This window comes from Streptomyces sp. NPDC050674, assembly GCF_040654575.1.
Classification (GTDB): domain Bacteria; phylum Actinomycetota; class Actinomycetes; order Streptomycetales; family Streptomycetaceae; genus Streptomyces.
In genome coordinates, this window is record NZ_JBFAIG010000012.1 from 195,430 (window position 1) to 216,227 (window position 20,798).

The following is a 20,798-nucleotide window of genomic DNA, read 5'->3' on the forward strand; positions in this document are numbered from 1 at the left end:
CGTTCAAGCAGCGTTAACAAGACGTTGACGTGCGAGCAATAAGCGCAAAACTGCTGGTCACAGCTTTGCTCAGGTCAGAGCGGTGAGCTTTTCGGTCATGGAGGCACCTTCCGGGGCCGTCGCGGGGGTCACCTCGACCGGCACTGCGTTGAGGACCGCGTTGCCCGACAGCGGGTCGAGCAGCCGGCCGTCGAGGAGCTGGTTGACGTTGACCCCGGGGTCGGTGGAGGCGTGGCTCAGACGGGTGCCGGGACGGTTGTGGCCCCATCCGTGCGGCAGGCTCACGACCCCGGGACGGATCGCGTCCGTGACCTCGGCGGGTGCGGTGACCTCTCCCCCGGCGCCCTTGACGCGCACGGCGGCCCCGTCCTCGACGCCCAGCCGCTCGGCGTCCTCGGGGTGGAGGTGCAGGGTGCAGCGGTTGGAGCCGCCGGTGAGGGCGGGCACGTTGTGCATCCAGCTGTTGTTGGAGCGCAGATGGCGGCGGCCGACCAGGACGAGTCCCCCGGGGCGGTCGGCGAGGGCCGCGCGCAGGCGGGGCAGGTCGGCGGCGATCGGCTCGGGCAGCAGCTCCACCTTTCCGCTGCGGGTCTTCAGCGGTTGCGGCAGGCGGGCTGCGAGCGGGCCGAGGTCGATGCCGTGCGGGTGCGCGAGGAGCTTGTCCAGACCGAGTCCGTCCGGCCGGGCGCCGAAGCCGTCGCCGTAGGGGCCGAGGCGCAGCATCATGTCGAGCCGTCGCTCGGGGCCGGTGTCGCCGGTGAGCGCGGCGGCCAGCTCCTGCGGATCGCGGCCGTGCACGGGCGAGTGGGGCTCCCGGACCGCCTTGCCGAGCGTCTGGCCGATGACCATCTCGTCGACGGCTCCGGGGTCGGCCCCGGCCATGCCGGTCACGGCGAGGATCAGCCGGGCCAGGATCTCCGTCTCGGCCATGCGGCCCGGCTCCAGGGGGACGGCGGGGCGGGTGTAGCGGACCTGGTTGCGGACGGCGAGGGTGTTGAAGGCGAAGTCGTGGTGCGGGCTCTGGGAGGGCGGCGGCGGGGGCAGGACCACGTGGGCGTGGCGCGAGGTCTCGTTGAGGTACGGGTCGACGCTGACCATGAAGTCGAGCGAGGCGAGCGCCTTGTCGAGCCGGTCGCCGTCGGGCGCGGAGAGCACGGGGTTGGCGGCGACGGCGATGAGCGCGCGGACCGGCTCGCCCTCTTCGGTGGCGGTGTCGATCTCCTCCGCCAGGGCCGACAACGGCAGTTCGCCCTTGGCCTCGGGGTGCCGGCTCACCCGGGAGTGCCAGCGCCCGAGGGCGAAGCCGCGTCCGGGTCCGGCGGGGCGGGGGGTCTTGTCGGTGGCGGCCTGCGGGAAGAGCGCGCCGCCGGGCCGGTCGAGGTTGCCGGTGAGGATGTTCAGCACGTCGACGAGCCAGCTGGCGAGGGTGCCGTGCGCGACGGTGCAGCTGCCGATCCGGCCGTAGACGGCGGCGGTCGGGGCGGCGGCGAGGTCACGGGCGAGGGCGCGGATGACGCCCGCCTCGACGTCGCAGGCCTCGGCGACGGCCTCGGGGGTGAACTCCCTGAGGGCATCGGACAGTTCCTCGACGTCTTGGACGTGCGGGGTGGGGGCGACGAGGTCTTCGTCGAAGAGCACCCGTGCCATCGCCGCCAGCAGCAGCGCGTCGGTGCCGGGCCGGATCGCGATGTGCCGGTCGGCGAGCCCGGCGGTGCGGGTGCGCCGCGGGTCGATCACGACGAGCCTGCCGCCCCGGGCCTTGAGCGCCTTGAGTTTGCCCGGGAAGTCGGCGGCGGTGCACAGACTGCCGTTGGACTCCAGGGGGTTGGCGCCGATCAGGAGCAGGTGGTCGGTGTGGTCGAGGTCGGGCACGGGGATGGCGTTCGCGTCGCCGAAGAGCAGGCCGCTGGAGACGTGCTTGGGCATCTGGTCGACCGTGGAGGCGGTGAAGACGCTGCGGGTGCCGAGCCCGGCGAGCAGGACCGGCGGGTAGAGGGCACCGGCCATGGTGTGCACGTTGGGGTTGCCGAGGACGACCCCGACGGAGTTCGGGCCGTGGCGCTCCACGACGGGCCGGATACCGGCGGCGACCGCGTCGAAGGCCTCCTCCCAGGTGGCCTCGCGCAGCTCGCCGTCCCGGCGCACCAGCGGCGTGCGCAGCCGGTCGGGGTCGGAGTCGAGGGCACCGAAGGAGGCCCCCTTGGGGCAGATGAACCCCCGGCTGAACACGTCGTCGCGGTCCCCGCGGGCGTGGGTGACGCGCGTCCCCTCGATGGTGAGGGTCAGGCCGCAGGTGGCCTCACACAGGGGACAGATACGCAGGGCGGTGCGGGACACGGGTCCTCCCGGGGGCGGCGGCTACGGTGACGCGCTGACGCGCCCGAGCATACCGACCGGTATGGACGGCGGGGAGGCCTTGTGGGGAGCGGAGTCAGTCGAGCGCCCGGGCCAAGTAGGCCCGCAGCATCTCCCGGGCCTCGTCGATGATCCGCCGGTCCCCCTCGGGCGCGACCCGGAACGCCAGGTGGACGAGGGTGTCGGCGGTCTCGACGGCGACGAGGAAGACGCGGCGCAGGTCCTCGTCGGGCTCGCGGTCGAGATGGCCGGAGAGGAGCTCGGTGAGACGGTCGGCGACGCGGTGGTTGGGTTCGGCGTGGCGGGCCCCGACCGGGATCTGGTTGCCGAAGTCGACCAGGGAGAACCCGGGCGCGGTGCGCTTCATCTCCAGGTACTCGTCGAGCACGGCGTCCATGGCGGTGCGCCAGCCCCCGTCCCCGCCGGCCCGCTGGAGGCGCTCGGTGACGCGCGCCGAGTACCGCTCCAGGTTGCGCTGGGCGAGGGCGTCGGCCATCTGGCGCTTGTTGCCGAAGAAGCGGTAGACGGAGCCGATCGGCACCTCGGCCCGCTGGGCCACGGCACGGGTGCTCAGGGCCTCGTAGCCGACCTCGTCGAGGAGGTCGGCGCAGGCGTCGAGGATCCTGGTCAGGCGTTCGGCACTGCGCCGCTGCACGGGCGCACGGCGGAGCGAGGTCGCGTGGGGCACGGGCATCATGATGCCGTTCCGGCGTGGTCCGGTGAACCTCGCCCCCCGGGGTCCGTCCCCATCGCCCGGGCCTTGCGCCGGGAGGCGGCGTCCGGCGTCAGGTCCGGGCCGGGCTCCGAGGCGGTGATGTCGGCCGTGCTCTCCACGGGCTTGCCGTCCACGGCCCAGACGGTGGCGTCGTCGGCGTAGAGGCGGGCCGTGACGCGGTGCGTGCCGCGCGGTACGAGGCGCGCGTCGAGCCGGTAGGCCGGGGCGCGGAGCCGGGCGACGGGACGGCCGTCGACGTAGAGGTGCGCCAGACCGCGCCCGGCCACCGCCCGGGCCGCCGCGCCGGCCGGCGAGAAGCGGAAGTTCCGCACGGTCAGGCGTACGTCCCAGCCGCCGGCCGCGTCGGGCTGCACCTCGATCCCGACGTCGGGCGCCTCCTCCGGCGCGACCTCGCGGTAGGGCCGGCCCTCGGGGTCCCGGTCCTCCAGGAGCTTGCCGACCGGGGAGGGCGACGCGGCACCCCGCCCGGCGTCATCGGAGCCGCAGCCCGCGGATCCGGTCAGAAGGAGGACACAGACCGCGAGCGCGGCGAAAGGTCTCCGTGTCCACGACATGCCGGTGAGCGTAGAACACACGTCCGGCCCGGCGGATCGTCCTCAAGTCGGGTTCGCGTCATCCGTCAAGAGGAGGGGCGCGCCCCTCTTGCGTCGGGGAAATCGCAATCCTACGGTGATGCATAGGAATCGGATCGCAAGGGAGCGGCACACATGGGCGACGGGGACACGTCCCGCGCGAGCGGGTTCGAGCGTGAGAACGCGCGGAAGACCGCCGAAGGGCTGACCTACCTCTCCGGCTTCGGCAACGAGCACAGCTCGCAGGCCGTCCCGGGCGCACTGCCCGAGGGCCGCAACTCACCCCAGCGGGCCCCGCTCGGGCTGTACGCGGAGCAGTTGAGCGGTTCGGCGTTCACCGAGCCCCGGGCGCACAACCGCCGCTCCTGGCTGTACCGGATCCGGCCGTCGGCCGCGCACCCGGCGTTCACCCGCACCCACAACGGCTCGGTGCGCACCGCCCCCTTCACCCAGACCGTGCCCGACCCCAACCGCCTGCGCTGGAACCCGCTGCCCGACCCGGCGCCCGAGACCGACTTCCTGGCCGGCCTGTGGACCCTGGGCGGCAACGGCGACGCCACCCAGCGCACCGGCATCGCGGTCCACCTGTACACCGCCAACGCCTCCATGGACCGGGTGTTCAGCGACGCGGACGGGGAGCTGCTGATCGTGCCGGAGCGCGGGGGGCTGCTGCTGCGCACCGAGTTCGGGCTGCTGCATGTGGAGCCGGGACATGTGGCGCTGATCCCGCGTGGTGTCCGCTTCCGTGTGGAACTGCTCGACGAGTCCGCCTGCGGCTATGTGTGCGAGAACTACGGCGCGCCCTTCCGCCTCCCCGACCTCGGCCCGATCGGCGCCAACGGGCTCGCCAACCCCCGGGACTTCCGCGCCCCGGTCGCCGCGTACGAGGACGTCGAGGGCCCGGTGGAGGTGGTGAACAAGTTCTGCGGCAACCTGTGGACGGCCACCTACGACCACTCCCCCCTCGATGTCGTGGCCTGGCACGGCAACCACGTGCCCTACGTCTACGACCTGCGCCGCTTCAACGCGCTCGGCACCATCACCTACGACCACCCGGACCCGTCGATCTTCACGGTGCTGACGTCCCCGTCGGACACCCCGGGGCTGGCCGGTGTGGACTTCGTGGTGTTCGCGCCGCGCTGGCTGGTGGGCGAGGACACCTTCCGGCCGCCGTACTTCCACCGGAACGTGATGAGCGAGTACATGGGGCTGATCGAGGGCGCCTACGACGCCAAGGCCGAGGGCTTCGTGCCGGGCGGCGGTTCGCTGCACAACATGATGTCGGCCCACGGCCCGGACCGGGAGACCTTCGACCGGGCGAGCGCCGCCGAGCTGAAGCCGCAGAAGATCGACGACGGGCTGGCGTTCATGTTCGAGACGCGCTGGCCGCTCACCCTCACCCCGCACGCGGCCCGCGCCGAACACCTCCAGCAGCGCTACGACGACGTCTGGCAGGGCCTGGAGCGGCACTTCCGCCCCTAGCGGTCGGTCGGCGGAGCGCCGCTCCTCCTCCCCCGGAGTTCCGCCGGCACCCCCTTGCAGCGATCATTTCCTACCGGTACGGATGGCCCGTGACCTCCTTCGCCCCGGACTCCATCGTCCTGAACCGCAAGCTGCCGCTCTGGTACCAGGTGTCGCAGTCGCTGCGCGCCTCGATCCTCGGCCGCTCGCCCCGGGACCCGCTGCGGCTGCCCACCGAGGAGCAGCTGGCGGGGCACTACGGCGTGAGCGTGCTCACGATGCGGCAGGCGCTGAAGGAGCTGGAGGACGAGGGGCTGATCTCGCGCCACCGCCGGCGGGGCACGTTCATCGAGCCGGACGCGCGCCGGGGCTCCCCCGTGCGCCTGCTCGGCTCGGTGGACGCGATCGTGGCCCAGCAGTCGGGCATGACGACCGACCTGCTGGATCACGGCTCCGTCCCGGTGCCGGGCGAACTCGCCGAGTTCTTCCCGGACGTACGGGAGGTCGCGACGTACCACCGGCTGCGCAGCGACGAGAAGACCGGCGAGCCGACGAACCACGCCCGCAACTACGTCCGGCCCGAACTGGCCGCGCGGATCGACCTGGACGACCTCGTCCGCTGGCCCATGACGAAGGTGCTGCGGGACGTGGTGGGTGCGGACATCAGCCGCATCACGGACACGGTGGAGGCGCGGCTGGCCGACCCGGAGACCGCGAAGCTGCTCCAAGTCCCCCTGCTCAGCCCGATCCTGCACTACACCGGAGTGACGTACGACGCCGAGGGGCGCCCCCTGGACGTGGCCGTCATCCACTACCGCGGGGACCGGTTCTCCTTCACGGTGACCCTGGACGCCACCTGACCCGCCCCCGGCCGGCAGGTCGTACGATGCCCTGCGTGACGCACGACGACGCTCCGGCGCTGGCGGACCTCATGCCGTGGTCCGTGGCACCTCCGCGGCTCGGCCGGAGCTGGCCGGCGGCGCCCGACTCGGCGTCCCTGAAGGCCCGCTGGGACGCCCTGGTGAAGGCCGAGGGACCCGACCGCGCCGCCCTGTTCGAGCCGACCCGCTCCCGCACGCTGCACACGGCCGTCGGCCGCCTGCCGGGCCGGGCGGACAGCGGCACGGAGAGGCTGGCGCGCGCCTCGGGACCCTGCCCGGAGCCGGTGCGCGTCCTGCTCGCGCCCTACGACGAGCAGTGGCTGATCCCCGACCAGCGGCTGATCGACGCGGCCCGCCCGGAACTGTGGCGGGTGGCGGACGAGCGGCAGGTCTTCCTGGTGGAAGCGCCCGTGACCGAGCCGCCCCTGCTGGTCACCTCGCTGCTCCCGTTGCTCCGCCCCGGCCGTGTCCGGCCGTTGTTCCGCCGCCCGGGCGGTCGCGAGCCGAACCTGGCCCCGGGCCTGCTGGAACACCTCGGCACGCGCCTGGGCGGCACTCCGGAGCCGCTGGACGTACTGGCCTGGATCGTCGCCACGGCCCGCCCGGACCTCGGCGTCCCGCTCACCGGGGACGCCGGTGCGTGGGAGCAGGGTCTGGAGGTGGGCCACCGGCTGCTGTGGCTGATGCGCCGCGACGGCGAGCGCCCGAAACTGCCCGGCGGCCGACGCCCCTACGTCCGCGCCCCGCTGCCCTCCCGGCCCGTGGCGCTGCGCTACGACCGGGACGAGGAGGCGCTGTTCCTGGACGACGGGCGCATCTCGCCGGTGCCGCCGCAGGCCTGGGACTTCGAGGTGGGCGGAGTCCGCGTCCTGGAGCAGTGGTTCGCCGCCCGCGTGGCCGTCCCCGAGCCGGGCACGCTGGCGGCGATCCGGCCGGTGAGCTGGCCCCAGCCCTGGACGTCGGAGCTGCTGGAGCTGATCACCGTCCTCACACTCCTGGCCGAACTCGGCCCCCTGGCGGAGCCGGAGATCCCCGACCCGGTCACCTCGGCGGAGCTGCGCGCGGCGGGCGTCCTGCCGGTACCGGACACGGCCCGCCGGCCGGCGTCGGTGCTGGAGGAGCCCGAGGAGGGCCCCGAGGGGCAACTGGCGCTGCTCTAGCGAAGGTCGGGATCGAACGCGTCCAGGACGCGTTCGAGCGCCCGCCGGAACACCGCCTCCAGATCGACCGGCCCGCTCTGCTCCATGAAGGCCGCGGCCAGCCGCGGATACGCGCCGGTGGCGATCCGGCCGCCCAGGTAGGCCATGCGGACCGCGGTCTCCTCCTCCGCCGACCAGGGCGTGGAGCGGGCGCGTTCGGCGGTCGCGATCTCGTTGCCGGTGTACGTCGTCACGACACCGTTGAGCAGGGCGATCAGCTCGGTCTTCGTGCCGCCCGGCGCGTCAAGCGGTTCCAGGCAGGCCAGGCAGTGCTCCAGGTAGCGCAAGGTGTTGGGGCTGAAGCCGAACACCCCGGGCATCAGGCGCGGCACCCAGGTGTGGCGGTACATGATGGCGCGCGTCTCCTCCGCGTTGCGGAGCATGTCGGCGCGCCAGTCGCCCGTGGGCTCGAACATCTCGTGCTCGGCGCCGACGGCGTCGATCATCAGCTCGTACAGGTCCTCCTTGCGGGGGACGTAGTTGTACAGCGACATCGTGCCGCAGCCCAGCTCCGCGGCGACGTGGCGCATGGTGACCCCTTCGAGCCCCGACGCGTCGGCGATCCGCACGGCCGCCGCCGCGATGTCGGCACGGGTGAACGCCGGTTTCGGCCCTCGGCCGGTGCGCTCGGGGCGCGCCCAGATCACTTCGGGTACGGCCGCTCGGCCCGCCATCGATCATCACCTCGGCCACCATCCTAGTTACGTACAGCGTACGTAGTGCGCTATGGTCCTGCCATGACTTCTACGTACGCTGTACTTAGTGAAGGTCTGGAGAAGCGGTTCGGTCGGGTGCACGCCCTGCGCGGGCTGGACCTGGCCGTCGCCGAGGGGACGGTCTGCGCGGTCCTCGGACCGAACGGCGCGGGAAAGACCACGGCCGTACGGCTGTTGACGACGCTGTTGCGGCCGGACGCGGGATCCGCCCGGGTCGCGGGGCACGACCTCGTCCGCGAGGCCGCCGCCGTGCGCGACCGGATCGGCGTCACCGGGCAGGACACCTCGATCGACGGGGACCTCACCGGACGGCAGAACCTGAAGCTGTTCGGCCGGCTGCACCGGGTGCGCGGCCCGGCCGGCCGGACCGCGGAGCTCCTGGACCGCTTCGGCCTGACCGAGGCGGCCGACCGCCCCGCGTCCACCTACTCCGGAGGCATGCGCCGCCGCCTGGACCTCGCCGCGAGCCTCATCCGCCGCCCGGACGTGCTGTTCCTGGACGAGCCGACGACCGGCCTCGACCCCGCCAGCCGCACCCTCATCCGGGACGTGGTGCGCGGCCTGACCGCCGAGGGCACGACCGTGCTGCTCACCACCCAGTACCTGGAGGAAGCCGACCAGCTGGCCGACGACATCGCCCTGGTGGACCGGGGCAGGGTCGCGCACACCGGGTCCCCGGAGCAGCTCAAGTCCCTGGTCGGGGCGCACGCCGAGGTCGTGGTGGCGCACGGGGACGCCCTCACGGAGGCCGCGGCCGTGCTCGACCGGCTGACGGGCGCGCAGCCGTCGTTCGACCACGAGCGCCACGCCGTCGCCGCGGTCAGCAAGGACCCGACGCTCACGATCCCGCTGCTGGTGCGCGCCCTGGACACGGCGGGGGTGCCGCTGCTGGACGTGAGCCTGCGCCGACCGACCCTCGACGACGTGTTCCTGCGTCTGACGGGGACCACGACCCGGACGACCGACGAGAAGGAGCGTGCCGCATGAGCATGCTGGCGTACGACGGGACCGCGATGCTGGGACGCCAGCTGCTGCGGATGCGGAACAACCCGGGGCTGCTGATCCTCACCCAGACGATGCCGATCAGCATGCTGCTGTTCTTCGGCTATGTCTTCGGCAGCGCGCTGGCGGTGCCGGGCGAGGCCTACCGGTCCTTCCTGGTGCCGGGCCTGCTGGTGGCGACCGCCTCGGGCGGGATCATGACCGGCATGTTCCAGGCGGCCGTGGACACGCACCGGGGCGTGATGAACCGCTTCCGGACACTGCCGATGAGCCGGGCGGCCGTTCCGCTGGGGCAGGCCGCGGCGGACCTGGTGGCCACGGCCGTGGGGACGGTGCCGTTCCTGCTGGTGGGGCTCGCCGTGGGCTGGCGGGTCGAAGGGAGCCCGCCGGCGGCGGTGGGGGCGTTCGCGCTGCTGCTGCTGTTCCGGTTCGCGTGCACCTGGGCCGGGATCTACCTCGGCCTGCTCACCCGCAACGAGGAGGCGGCCGGCCAGCTGGGCGGGGCGACGTTCCTGCTGCCGCTGCTGTCCAGCGCGTACATCCCGACGAGCGGGCTGCCGGGCTGGCTGCGGACGGTCGCCGAGTGGAATCCGATCAGCGCGGTGGCCACGGCCCTGCGTGACCTTCTGGGCAACGCGCCCGTGCCGGACGGGGCGGCCTGGCCGGTGGCCCATCCCGTCGCGGGATCGCTCATGTGGTGCGCCGTGCTGCTCGGGGTGTTCGTACCACTGGCCGTGCGCCGGTACGCGCACGGGGAGCGGTGAGCGGACGTACGCCCCCGGTCACTGCCGGGCGGGGATGAGGCACCGACAGAGGGCGTGCCGCGCTCGGGAACACACCTGGCGCCGCTGCGTGCCGCGGGGTGACGGACGACGGGTGTCGCAGCGCTGCGCCGAAGGGCGGTGTGACCGCCCGAGCGCGGGCCCCTACCTGCTGCCGAACAGCGAGCGGCGCAGCCGGCGCAGCGGCGCGAAGAGCGAGACGCGACGCACGCGGGCACCCCTGCCACTGCGGTCGTGCGGCTGACGCGCGGTCAGTTCCCGCATCAGCGATGTCGCCTCGACCGTCTCCCGCTGAGGGACGGCGGGACCGCCCAGCACCGAGAGGTGGCGGTCGAGGCGCGAACTGGTCGCGCTGCTCCCGCAGGTGATCGCAGGGACCCTCGCCCTGCTGCGCACTGTTATCTGATCCATGTCACTCCCCACCCGTACGAGTCCACCCGGCCCGGGCAGGTTAACCCTATCGCCCCGTCCGGGCACGCGTGTATCGCGGTCACAGGATTCACCTTCCCCACAAGGGGGTTGACGATGTGTCTTCGACTACTCTCCGAATCCAACAGATTTCAGGGCGAGTTGGACGATCGGCTGTGTAGTGGGCCGCGGCGATCCCCCGGCGGGCTCGACGGTCACGGCCAGTGACGTCGACGAGGTTCCGAGATCCGTCGCGACCAGGGGCGTGTCGCCCTCGAAGAGGCCCAGGGAGCGCGGTTGCGCGCCCGGACGCATGAGCCACAACTGGTGTACGCGGCCGCCCGGCGGGGCACCGTATCCGCCGAGGGTGACCACCGCACTCCCCTCCGTGGCGGAAGCGACCACTCCGATGGTCCGGCCCCGCACGTCCCGGCCGCTGCTCGCGCGGGCGTCCGGAGCCGCCAGAACGTGTGCGATCTCACGTGACCGATCTTGCTCGGCGGTCAGCCGGTCCTGCGCCCGGTCGGCCTGCACGGCGAACAGCGAGGCGACGACCAGGGCCGCGGCGGCGGTGGCCGTCGCGAAGGGCACGAACAGCGGGACGCGGCGCCGCTGCCGCTGCCGGGGCGGCGGCTGCGCGCCCCACACGTGCGGCGGCAGCTGCGTCGCACGCGCCGGGGCCGGCTCACGCGCCGCGCCCTGCGGCGCCGGGTCCTGCGGCGTCGTCCGTACGGCGAGCATGACCCGGTCACGCAGGGCGGCGGGGGCCGGGGCGGCCGTCGACCAGGCCAGCCGGACGGCGTCCTCGCCCAGGGCGCGCACCTCGGCGGCGCACCGGCCGCAGCTCCTCAGGTGCCTTTCGAAGCGGACCCGCTCGGGGGGCTCCAGGGCGTCGAGCGCGTAGGGCGCGGCGAGCGAGTGCGGATCCTCGCGGCGGAAGAGGCTCATGCCACACCTCCCAGGCACTCGCGCATGCGGGTCAGCCCGTCGCGCATGCGGGTCTTGACGGTGCCGAGCGGCAGGGAGAGCTGCTCGGCCACCTCACGGTACGTGTAGCCCTCGTAGTAGGCGAGGGTGACCGACTGGCGTTGCAGGACGGTGAGCCGGTCCAGGCAGCGGCGCACCCACTCGCGTTCGAGTCCGGCCTCGACCTCCTCGGTGACCTGGTCGAAGGCGGGCTGGTTCGCGCGCAGGGCCTCGCGCTGCTCGCGCTCCCCGGCCGCGCGGGCGCTGCGCACCCGGTCGACGGCACGGCGGTGGGTGAGGGTGAGGATCCACGACATCGCGCTGCCCCGTCCCGGGTCGAACCTCGCCGCCGACCGCCACAGTTCGAGCAGCACCTCCTGCGCCACCTCCTCCGACTGGGCGGGGTCGCGCACCACACGCCGTACGAGTCCGAACACGGGGCCGGACACCAGTCCGTACAAGTCCTCGAAGGCCTGCTGGTCCCCGCCCGCCACGCGCAGCAGCAGCTCGTCCGCCTCCACTCGGTCCCCCTTCCCGAGGCCGCACCGGGCCTGTCCCCTCACACGAGGCATTCGCAACGCACACACCTCCGGCAGGAGTTACGGATCGGCGCGCCGAAAACGCGGGTGGCCCGGCGATGAAACAACTTCCCCTGCTCGCCGTAAGAACGTTTGAGATTCGACCAATCCGCTTCGCCGACCGCTCCGAATGGCGTGTGTCAGGCAAGTTGGCACGGAGGACGGACGGCATGACACCTATCTCCAGGACCGGTGCGGGACGCGCGAGCATCGCGACCGTGATCTGTGGCGCGCTGGCCACCGGCGGGCTCGCGGCCGCCGGTGTGACAGCGCTGGAACCTGAGGCGGCCTCCGCCTCCAGCCACCGCGAGGCCCCGCTCATCTCGGGGACCCCGCAGTACGACAACACGGACGTGTACGCGTTCGTCAGCCCGGACAAGCCGGACACGACGACCATCGTCGCGAACTGGATCCCCTTCGAGGAGCCGGCCGGCGGGCCCAACTTCTTCCCGTTCGCCGAGGACGCCCAGTACGACCTGCGCATCGACAGCAACGGCGACGCGCAGGAAGACCTGGTGTTCCGGTACACCTTCAAGACGCACACGAAGAACGACAAGACGTTCCTCTACAACACGGGCCCGGTCGAGAGCCTCGACGACCCCGATCTCAACATCACGCAGACGTACGACCTCGAGCTCATCAAGCTCAGGCACCTGAAGGCCGTGTCGAAGACCAAGGTCGCCGACGACGTGCCGGTGGCGCCGTCGAACGTCGGCAAGGCGTCGATGCCCGACTACGGCGCCCTGCGCGCGCAGGCGGTGCACAAACTCGCCGGTGGCGCCCAGACGTTCGCCGGGCAGGCCGACGACCCGTTCTTCCTGGACCTGCGCGTCTTCGACCTGCTGTACGGCGGGAACCTCTCCGAGGTCGGCAACGACACCCTCAAGGGCTACAACGTCAACTCGATCGCCCTCCAGGTCCCCAACAGCTTCATCACCGAGTCCCACGAGCAGCCGGTCGTCGGCGTCTGGTCGACGACGCAGCGCAAGAACGCCCGCGGCTACTTCTCGCAGGTCTCGCGCCTGGGCAACCCGCTGGTCAACGAGGTCGTCAACCCGCTGAAGGACAAGGACAAGTTCAACGCGTCCGCGCCGCGGGACGACGCGCAGTTCCTGAAGAACGTCACCAACCCGGAGCTGCCCAAGCTCATCGAGGCGATCTACAAGATCCCGGCGCCGGCCGAGCCGCGCAACGACCTGGTCGACGTCTTCCTCAAGGGCGTCAAGGACCTCAACCAGCCCCCGCACGTGACGCCGTCGGAGCAGCTGCGGCTCAACACGTCCATCAAGCCGGCCGCGAAGCCCAAGCGGCTCGGTGTCCTGGACGGTGACAACGCGGGCTTCCCGAACGGCCGTCGCCTGACCGACGACGTCATCGACGCCTCGCTCCAGGTCGTCGAGGGTGAGCTGCTGGGCGCGAAGAACGACCTCGGTGACGCGGTCGACAAGAACGACAAGAAGTTCGAGAAGTACTTCCCGTACGTCGCCCTGCCGACGGAAGGCTCACGCGGCCCGCTCGCCAAGGGCGTGGACGGCGGCAACGACGTCCGCAGCCAGCTCGGCGACGCGCTCCAGCCCGCAGGCGCCGAGGGTTCGGACGACATGGGCCTGATGGCCGCCTCCGCGGGGGCCGGTGCCGGCGGCATCGTCCTGATCGGCGCGGCCCTGATGTGGTGGCGCCGCATGCGGAACCGGGCGTACTGACCCGCTCCGCTCCCCCGACCGGCGCGGCCCGTCCCCCGGCCCCCACGGCGACGGGCCGCGCCCCCCTCCGCCGCACCCACCCCATCCGACGAGGAGAGGTCATGCCTGCGCGTACGACCGACAGCACACCGGAGAGGCGCGACGACGACCGCGCGCCGTCGACGGACCCGGAACCCCGGTGCACCGGGGAGCGGGAAGGTGACACCGGGAGCGACTCCGGCCTCGGGCCCGGCGTTGCTCAGCGGGTCGCCGCGCTGCGGCGGGCCGCCGACGGGGGCCGGCGCTGGCGGGGGCTGCATCTGGCCGGGTGCGCCGTGCTGCTGGCGGTCGCCGTCACGGGCGGGGCCATCGCCGTCGGGGGCGTGCGGGACCGCGGGACCGGCGTCGCCGCCGTGTCCGCGGCCGGGGCACTCTCGCCCGGCGATCTGGCCCGGGGGGACCTCGACGCCGGCATCGCGTCCCTGCAGAAGCATCTGCGCGCCCAGCCGAGGGACTTCGGCAGCTGGGCCACGCTCGGCGTCGCCTACGTCGAGCAGGCCCGGACGAAGGGCGACCCCTCCCGCTACCCGCAGGCCGAACGCGCCCTGAAGCGCTCCCTGGCGCTGAAGCCCGCAAACGACCAGGCCCTGGCCGGCCGGGCCGCCCTCGCCGCCGCCCGGCACGACTTCCCGGGCGCCCTGGCGTACGCCGACCGCGCGCTCGGGCAGAACCCCTACAACGAACGCGCCCTGTGCACCCGTATCGACGCCCTCGTCGAACTCGGCCGGTACGACGACGCCGCCGAGGCCGCCGACACCGCCGACGACCGCCGCCCGGGCGTCCCCGCCTTCACGCGGTACGCGTACGTGCGCGAGCTGCGCGGCGACGTCCGCACGGCGCGTGCCGTGCTGGAGCGCGCCCTGGACTCGGCGAACGCGCCCGCCGACATCGCGTACGTCGCCACCGCCCTGGGCCAACTCGCGTGGAACCAGGGTGAGTACAAGACCGCCCTCGGCCACTACGCCCGTGCCCTCGCGGCCGACGACACGTATCTGCCCGCCCTGGAGGGCCGTGCCCGCGCCCAGGCGGCCGGGGGTGACCGGACCGCCGCCGTGCAGGGGCTGGAGCAGGTCGTCACCCGGTTCCCGCTGCCCGGCCCGCTCGTCGCCCTCGGGGAGCTGTACGAGGACCACGGCGACCGGGCGAAGGCCGGCGACCAGTACGCCCTCGTCGACGCCTGGACCGCCCTCGCCCGCGCCGGTGGGGTCAACGTCGACCTCGACACGGCGATGGCCGCCGCCGACCACGGCGACGAGAAGGAGGCCCTGCGCGCCGCCCGCGCCGAGTGGGACCGCCGCCACACCGTGCACACCGCCGACGCCCTCGCGTGGGCCCTGCACGTCAACGGCCGCGACGAGGAGGCCCTGCCGTACGCCCGCCGGGCGACCGCCACCGGCTACCGCAACGCCGTCTTCCTCTACCACCGGGGCGTCATCGAGCGCGCCACCGGTGACGAAGGCGCGGCGCGCACGCACCTGAAGGCCGCGCTGGACCTGAACCCCGGCTTCTCGCCCCTCGGCGCGCGCGAGGCCCGTGCCGCACTCAAGGACCTGGAGGGCAACCGGTGACCCTGCGCCGGCTGTTCGCGTCCGGCGCCGCCGTCCTCACGGCCGCCTGCGCGCTCACCCTGCTGCCCGCCGCCACGGCGAGCGCCCACCCGCTGGGCAACTTCACCGTCAACCGCTACGACGGCCTGGTCGCCGCCCCCGGTGAACTGCGGGTCCACCATGTGGAGGACCTCGCCGAGATCCCGGCGACGCAGGCGAAGCCGGACATCGAGCGGCTGGGCATCGACCGCTGGGCCCGCGAACGGTGCGCCACGGCCGCCGAGGACAGCCGTGCGAGCGTCGGCGGACGCCGGGTCGCCCTCACCGCCGAGCGCGGCCACGCGCGCGTGCGGCCCGGGCAGGCGGGGCTCGACACCCTGCGGGTGGAGTGCGAGCTGACCGCTCCTCTCCCCTCGGACGAGAAGACCCTGAGCCTGGGCTTCCGTGGCGCCGGTGCCTCCGGTGGCCCGGGCTGGCGGGAGATCACGGCTCGGGGCGACCGTATGACGCTCGCCGCTTCCGATGTGCCGGAGAAGTCGGTATCGGGCGAACTGACGCTTTACCCGGAGGAGTTGCTGTCCTCACCGGCCGACACCGCGTCGGCCGCGCTGCGGGTGCGCCCCGGCGGCGCCGCCCTCGCCGAGGAGGAGTCGGACGCCCCCGCGGCCTCCGTGCTGCCGCGCGGCGCGGACCGCTGGACGCGTGCCCTGGACGACCTGGTCGCCCGCCAGGACCTCACGGCCGGCTTCGCCGCGCTGGCCCTCCTCATCGCCGTCGTCCTGGGTGCCATGCACGCGCTCGCCCCGGGCCACGGCAAGACCATCATGGCCGCGACGGCGGCGGCCCGGGGCGGTCAGGCCCGGATGAAGGACGTCCTGCCCATGGCGGCGTCGGTGACGGTCACCCACACCCTGGGCGTGGTCGCCCTGGGCCTGCTGGTCACGGCCGGCTCGGCGGCGGCGCCCTCGGTGATCGCCTGGCTCGGTGTCGCCAGCGGTCTGCTGGTGACCCTGGCGGGCGCGAGCCTGCTCCGCCGGGCCCTGCGCAACCGGGCGCACGGCCACCACCCGCACGGTCATCATCACGGCCACCATGACAGCCACGGAAGCCACACCCACGACAAGCACGAGCACGAGCACAGTCACGATCACCACCACGCCCACGACCACGACCACGACCACGACCACGACCACCCGCACGATCACTCCCACTCCCACCCCCACACCGTCGAGCACACCCACGGCGGTTCCACCCACAGCCACCCCGTCGCCCCCACCCTGCGCGGCACCGTCCTCATGGGGTTCGCCGGCGGGCTCGTGCCCAGCCCGTCCGCCGTGGTGGTGCTGGTCGGGGCGGCGGCACTCGGGCAGGCCTGGTTCGGTCTGCTGCTCGTCGTCGCCTACGGCGTCGGACTGGCGCTCACCCTCACGGCCGCCGGGTACGCCGTCGTCAAGGCGGGCAGCGGCATGACCCGGCTGCTGGACCGTCGCCCGCGCTGGACGGCGGGCCCGGTGGCGGCCCTGGTGCGCCGGACCGCACCCCTCGGCTCGGCCTTCGCCGTGGTGGTCCTCGGAGCCGGACTCGTGTTCAAGGGGGCGGCATCCGCACTCGGCTGAGTTACGTTCGAGAAGCAGCGGACGCGACGAACGGCGGACGTCGTGAGGAAAACCGACCTCATGGGGAAAAGACCACTCATGGAGATTTCGCCCGGCTGCGAATGGGGGCGCCGTGTTCGAAGAACCGGGCCATGAGCGTGTGATCGCGGGCCGCTACCGGCTCCTGGCACCGCTCGGCGAGGGCGGTATGGGCACGGTGTGGCGCGCCCGCGACGAGGTGCTGCACCGCGAGGTCGCCGTCAAGGAGGTGCGTGCGCCGGCCGGGCTGGCGGGCGACGACGTGCGGCGGATGTACGCGCGGCTGGAGCGGGAGGCCTGGGCGGCGGCCCGGGTCACCAACCGCAATGTCGTGACGGTGTACGACGTGGCGACGGACGACGGACGGCCGTGGATCGTCATGGAACTGGTCCGCGGCCTCTCCCTGGCCGAGATCCTGGACGCCGAGGGCCCGATGGCACCCCAGCGTGCCGCGCACGTCGGCGCCGAGGTGCTGGCCGCGCTGCGGTCCGCGCACGAGGCCGGGGTGCTGCACCGCGACGTGAAGCCGGCCAACGTCCTGATCTCGAACGACGGCCGGGTCGTGCTCACCGACTTCGGCATCGCCATGGTCGAGGGCAGTTCGGCGCTGACCATGACCGGGGAGGTCATCGGCTCGCCCGAGTTCCTCGCCCCGGAGCGGGCGCTGGGCCGTACACCGGGGCCGGAGTCCGACCTGTGGTCGCTCGGGGTGCTGCTGTACGCGGCGGTCGAGGGCCACTCGCCCTTCCGTCACGACACCCCGCTGAGCACGCTGCGGGCCATCGTCGACGAGGAACTGCCGCCGCCGTACCGGGCCGGTCCGCTCGCCCCGGTGATCGAGGGGCTGCTGCGCAAGGACCCGGAGCAGCGGCTGCCGCCCGAGCGGGCCGAGCAGGACCTGCGGGTCGTCGCCGCGGGCGGCGCGCCGAGCGCGGACACCACACGGGCGGTTCCCTTCCCGCCGCCGGTCGCGGGTCGTCACGAACCCGCGCCGACGCCCCCGATGCCGTTCCCGGGGCGCTCGGCGGCCTTCGGCGAGGGCACGGGCGCGGCCACGCCCGCCACCGGACCCGACCGGGACCACCGGGACCACCGGGACCGCCGGCCCGGCCGGGTGCTGGTCGCGGGCGTGATCGCGCTGGCGCTCGCGGTGGGCGGACTGACGTACGCGCTGCTGAACAACGGGGACGGCTCCGACGGCAATGACCAGGGCGCCGGGGAGAGTACGCCCACCGCGACCAAGAGCCCGCCCCGGAACACCGGGACGGAGAAGTCCAGCCCGTCGCCGACGCCGAGCGAGTCGAAGCAGAGCAGTGCGCCGGCGCAGTCGGTGCGGGTCACCCTCCAGGGGCGGCGCACGGACTACGCGGGGACGTGCCCGCCACCGAACGCCCAGGCGCCCGAGTTCACCGCGACGCTCACGGTGGGGCGGCTGCCGGCCGAGGTGAGCTACCGCTGGGTGACGCGGGACGGCCAGGTACTGGACGGGGGCTGGAAGACGCTGTCGTTCGCAGAGGGCGGTGGCCGTGCGAAGCGGGACACGATCCGGGTGACGACCCAGGAGAAGACCGGAAGGTTCGAGAACGAGATCAGCGTCGAGGTGCGCGAGCCGGTGCGGACGACGTCCGAGTCGGTGCCGTTCTCGGTGACCTGCGAGACGGAGACCCCGTCGGGCGGGGCCTCCCCTTCTCCTTCCGGCACGGATCCGGAGTCGGACTCCGAGTCGAACTCTGAATCGAACTCGGAGTCGGGCTCCGGCTGAGCGGTCAGTCGTTGTTGTTGAGCACCGGCAGATAGCCGCCCGACTGGCCGGGGGCCTTCGGGTGGTACGACTCGCCGATGTTGAGCCAGCTGACGCTGTGCAGCCAGGAGTCGCCGGAGCAGATCTCGTGGCCGGTGAAGGTGGTGCGGACGTCACCGAAGGCGAAGCCGTGGTTGGCGGCCCGCCCCGCGATGACGGTGTTGAGGTGGTCGGAGGCGTCGTTGATGGCCTTGCGCTTGGTCTCGGACAGGCCGAGGCAGGTGGTGCCGAGCTTGTAGAAGCGGGGGTAGCCGAGGACGACGACCCGGGCCGTGGGGGCCTTGGAGCGGATCGCCGTGTACACGCTGTCGAGTTTGCCGGGCAGCGTGGAGTCGACGTACGCCCGGGCGGTGTTGATGCGGGAGACGCAGGAGCTGTCGGACTGGGTCACGCAGGTCGTCATGACGTCGGCGAAGCCGGCGTCGTTGCCGCCGATGCTGAGGGAGACGAGGGCGGTGGAGGCGCTGAGCGGGGCGAGCTGACTCGCCAGAACATCACCCGTTCGGGCGCCCGAGCAGGCCGTGAAGTCGAAGGTGGAGGGTGAGTGGGCGGCGGCCCAGAGGTAGGGATAGGCCTTGGTGCTGCGCTTGCAGTCGCCGCTGGAAGCGATGTAGCTGCCGGCTCCGACTCCGGAGGAGTAGGAGTCACCGAGGGCCACATAGCCGCCAGTTGCGGCGAGTGAGGACGCCTGCGCCGTCGCGGCCCCGGTGAGGGCGGTGCCGACGGCGAGGAGGAGCGAGCTCACGAGGACGACAAGTCGGGAACGTCTCATGGAACCTCCCTTTAGCAGGATCTCTGCCGTAACCGTCGTAGCAGCTACGCGTGTTGACAGGAAGTGTCCATGCCAAGCTTTTTCGGCCCCTCCCCGGATTCCTGGCGCGTTCCCCACGCCTCTTGTTACGCGACGGACCCTCTTGTTACGTGCCCATGACAGGTTTGTTGACTGATGCTCAACTCTCTTGTTCCACGCCGGTAGTTGGCCGACGCTTTACTCCGGCCGGGAGCGGAACGCGACGCTCCCCGGCCTGTGTGCGCGGCCACGCGCACATCCCCCACTTGACGCGCGCCCCACCCAGGCGCGCGCCGCCTAGAGGAGGACTCCCTCGTAATGGCACAACTGCGTAGCAAGAGACTCGGGTTCGCCGCACTCACCTCACTGGCGACCGCCGCCCTCATGGGCGGGCTCACCACGCTTCCCGCCCAGGCCGCACCCGCCGAGGGCCGGGTGCTCGCTGCGGACTCACCGACCGCGATCAAGGACAGCTACCTCGTCACGCTCAAGAAGAGCGCGGGCCTGAAGGCGTCCTCGGCCGCGGGCAAGGACCTGGTGAAGGAGTACGGCGGCTCGGTCGACAAGACGTTCGGCAAGGCGCTGAACGGCTATTCCGCCACCCTCTCCGCCACCGAGGCCAGGCAACTCGCCGCCGACCCGGCGGTGGCCACCGTCGAGCAGAACCAGCGCGTCACGCTCGCCGCCACCCAGACGAACGCCCCCTGGGGCCTGGACCGCGTCGACCAGGCCTCGCTCCCGCTGTCCGGCACCTACACCTATCCGGACAGCGCGGGCAGCGGTGTGACGGTCTATGTGATCGACACCGGTGTGCGCATCACCCACCAGCAGATCAGCGGCCGTGCCTCGTACGGCTACGACGCCGTCGACGGCGACATCACCGCCTCCGACGGCAACGGCCACGGCACCCATGTGGCCACCACGATCGCGGGCTCGACCTACGGCGTCGCCAAGAAGGCGAAGATCGTGGGCGTCCGAGTGCTGAACAACAGCGGCTCCGGCACCACGGCCGGCGTGATCGCGGGCATCGACTGGGTGACGCAGAACCACTCCGGCCCCTCGGTCGCCAACATGTCGCTCGGCGGCGGCGCCTCCGCCACCCTGGACACGGCCGTCCGCAACTCCATAGCCAGCGGCGTCACGTACGCCGTCGCCGCGGGCAACAGCAGCACCACCGCCTCCTCGTCCTCCCCCGCCCGGGTCTCCGAGGCGATCACGGTCGGCGCCACCACCAGCACCGACGCCAAGGCGAGCTACTCCAACTACGGCTCCGCCCTGGACATCTTCGCGCCCGGCTCCTCCATCACGGCCGGCTGGTACACCAGCGACACCGCGACCAACACCATCTCCGGCACCTCGATGGCGACCCCGCACGTCGCGGGCGCGGCGGCGGTCTACCTGGCGGGCCACACCTCGTCCACCCCGGCCCAGGTCGCCACGGCCCTGGTGAACGGCGCCGTCACCGGCAAGGTCACCAGCGCGGGTTCGGGCTCGCCGAACCGGCTGCTTCAGATCGTGCAGTGACCGACGCCCGCACCAGCACTTGAACACGCGTTCCCCGGAGGCCCTGATCGCCTCCGGGGAACGCATGTTTATGTGACGGGAACTCGCAACTTGCGTCACACAAA

The 20,798-nt window shown here is 72.7% G+C and carries 18 protein-coding genes; 10 read left to right on the forward strand and 8 right to left on the reverse strand.

Annotated features, from left to right (window positions below):
* Window positions 1-69 precede the first annotated feature (69 nt).
* The 3 genes from AB0I06_RS21405 to AB0I06_RS21415 form a co-directional block, all read right to left on the reverse strand.
* Window positions 70-2,337 (reverse strand): molybdopterin oxidoreductase family protein, encoded by a 2,268-nt coding sequence (locus tag AB0I06_RS21405; protein WP_363120393.1) that lies wholly within the window; start codon window positions 2,335-2,337, stop codon window positions 70-72.
* A 94-nt stretch (window positions 2,338-2,431) separates the two neighbouring features.
* Complete coding sequence (locus AB0I06_RS21410; RefSeq protein WP_363120394.1) at window positions 2,432-3,052, reverse strand: TetR/AcrR family transcriptional regulator; 621 nt, start codon at window positions 3,050-3,052, stop codon at window positions 2,432-2,434.
* Window positions 3,049-3,645, reverse strand: coding sequence for a hypothetical protein (locus AB0I06_RS21415; RefSeq protein WP_363120395.1), 597 nt, complete (start codon window positions 3,643-3,645; stop codon window positions 3,049-3,051). Before AB0I06_RS21415 ends, AB0I06_RS21410 begins: the two co-directional genes overlap by 4 nt.
* 153 nt (window positions 3,646-3,798) lie before the next feature.
* On the opposite strand from AB0I06_RS21415, the gene hmgA reads away from it, so the two are divergent.
* The 3 genes from hmgA (at window position 3,799) to AB0I06_RS21430 (ending at window position 7,165) form a co-directional block, all read left to right on the forward strand.
* Window positions 3,799-5,145: a homogentisate 1,2-dioxygenase gene (gene hmgA, locus AB0I06_RS21420; RefSeq protein ID WP_363120396.1), complete on the forward strand. Its 1,347-nt coding sequence runs from the start codon at window positions 3,799-3,801 to the stop codon at window positions 5,143-5,145.
* Window positions 5,146-5,234: 89 nt separating this feature from the next.
* Complete coding sequence (locus AB0I06_RS21425) at window positions 5,235-5,984, forward strand: GntR family transcriptional regulator (protein ID WP_363120397.1); 750 nt, start codon at window positions 5,235-5,237, stop codon at window positions 5,982-5,984.
* Window positions 5,985-6,010: 26 nt separating this feature from the next.
* Window positions 6,011-7,165 carry a type ISP restriction/modification enzyme gene (locus tag AB0I06_RS21430; RefSeq protein ID WP_363120398.1) on the forward strand — a complete coding sequence of 385 codons (1,155 nt, stop codon included), beginning with the start codon at window positions 6,011-6,013 and terminating at the stop codon, window positions 7,163-7,165.
* On the opposite strand, the gene AB0I06_RS21435 is transcribed toward AB0I06_RS21430, so the two are convergent.
* Window positions 7,162-7,878 (reverse strand): TetR/AcrR family transcriptional regulator, encoded by a 717-nt coding sequence (locus AB0I06_RS21435; protein ID WP_363120399.1) that lies wholly within the window; start codon window positions 7,876-7,878, stop codon window positions 7,162-7,164. The genes AB0I06_RS21430 and AB0I06_RS21435 overlap by 4 nt on opposite strands.
* A 63-nt stretch (window positions 7,879-7,941) precedes the next feature.
* On the opposite strand from AB0I06_RS21435, the gene AB0I06_RS21440 reads away from it, so the two are divergent.
* The gene (locus AB0I06_RS21440) at window positions 7,942-8,907 is read left to right on the forward strand and encodes an ATP-binding cassette domain-containing protein (protein ID WP_363120400.1); all 966 of its coding nucleotides are present in this window, start codon (window positions 7,942-7,944) and stop codon (window positions 8,905-8,907) included.
* A complete protein-coding gene (locus tag AB0I06_RS21445) occupies window positions 8,904-9,686 on the forward strand; it encodes an ABC transporter permease (RefSeq protein WP_363120401.1) in 783 nt (260 codons plus the stop codon). Before AB0I06_RS21440 ends, AB0I06_RS21445 begins: the two co-directional genes overlap by 4 nt.
* A gap of 162 nt (window positions 9,687-9,848) precedes the next feature.
* Here the strand turns inward: AB0I06_RS21445 and AB0I06_RS21450 are convergent, their stop codons facing one another.
* From AB0I06_RS21450 to AB0I06_RS21460, 3 genes are all read right to left on the reverse strand, one after another.
* Window positions 9,849-10,115 carry a hypothetical protein gene (locus tag AB0I06_RS21450; protein ID WP_030850794.1) on the reverse strand — a complete coding sequence of 89 codons (267 nt, stop codon included), beginning with the start codon at window positions 10,113-10,115 and terminating at the stop codon, window positions 9,849-9,851.
* 126 nt (window positions 10,116-10,241) lie between these two features.
* Window positions 10,242-11,060 carry an anti-sigma factor gene (locus AB0I06_RS21455; protein WP_363120402.1) on the reverse strand — a complete coding sequence of 273 codons (819 nt, stop codon included), beginning with the start codon at window positions 11,058-11,060 and terminating at the stop codon, window positions 10,242-10,244.
* Window positions 11,057-11,599, reverse strand: a complete 543-nt coding sequence (locus AB0I06_RS21460; protein ID WP_363120403.1) for a sigma-70 family RNA polymerase sigma factor — start codon at window positions 11,597-11,599, stop codon at window positions 11,057-11,059. The genes AB0I06_RS21455 and AB0I06_RS21460 overlap by 4 nt, the downstream gene beginning before the upstream one ends.
* Before the next feature lie 227 nt (window positions 11,600-11,826).
* Here AB0I06_RS21460 and AB0I06_RS21465 point away from each other — a divergent pair, with 227 nt between their 5' ends.
* From AB0I06_RS21465 to AB0I06_RS21480, 4 genes are all read left to right on the forward strand, one after another.
* Window positions 11,827-13,359, forward strand: a complete 1,533-nt coding sequence (locus tag AB0I06_RS21465; RefSeq protein WP_363120404.1) for a DUF4331 domain-containing protein — start codon at window positions 11,827-11,829, stop codon at window positions 13,357-13,359.
* A 101-nt stretch (window positions 13,360-13,460) separates the two neighbouring features.
* Window positions 13,461-14,966: a tetratricopeptide repeat protein gene (locus tag AB0I06_RS21470; protein ID WP_363120405.1), complete on the forward strand. Its 1,506-nt coding sequence runs from the start codon at window positions 13,461-13,463 to the stop codon at window positions 14,964-14,966.
* Window positions 14,963-16,561, forward strand: a complete 1,599-nt coding sequence (locus AB0I06_RS21475) for a nickel transporter (protein ID WP_363120406.1) — start codon at window positions 14,963-14,965, stop codon at window positions 16,559-16,561. The genes AB0I06_RS21470 and AB0I06_RS21475 overlap by 4 nt, the downstream gene beginning before the upstream one ends.
* Before the next feature lie 112 nt (window positions 16,562-16,673).
* On the forward strand, window positions 16,674-18,341 hold the full coding sequence (locus AB0I06_RS21480; RefSeq protein ID WP_363120407.1) for a serine/threonine-protein kinase: 1,668 nt from the start codon (window positions 16,674-16,676) through the stop codon (window positions 18,339-18,341).
* A 4-nt stretch (window positions 18,342-18,345) separates the two neighbouring features.
* Here AB0I06_RS21480 and AB0I06_RS21485 read toward each other — a convergent pair whose 3' ends face one another.
* On the reverse strand, window positions 18,346-19,152 hold the full coding sequence (locus AB0I06_RS21485) for an SGNH/GDSL hydrolase family protein (RefSeq protein WP_363120408.1): 807 nt from the start codon (window positions 19,150-19,152) through the stop codon (window positions 18,346-18,348).
* Window positions 19,153-19,488: 336 nt separating this feature from the next.
* On the opposite strand from AB0I06_RS21485, the gene AB0I06_RS21490 reads away from it, so the two are divergent.
* On the forward strand, window positions 19,489-20,694 hold the full coding sequence (locus tag AB0I06_RS21490) for a S8 family peptidase (RefSeq protein ID WP_363120409.1): 1,206 nt from the start codon (window positions 19,489-19,491) through the stop codon (window positions 20,692-20,694).
* Window positions 20,695-20,798 lie beyond the last annotated feature (104 nt).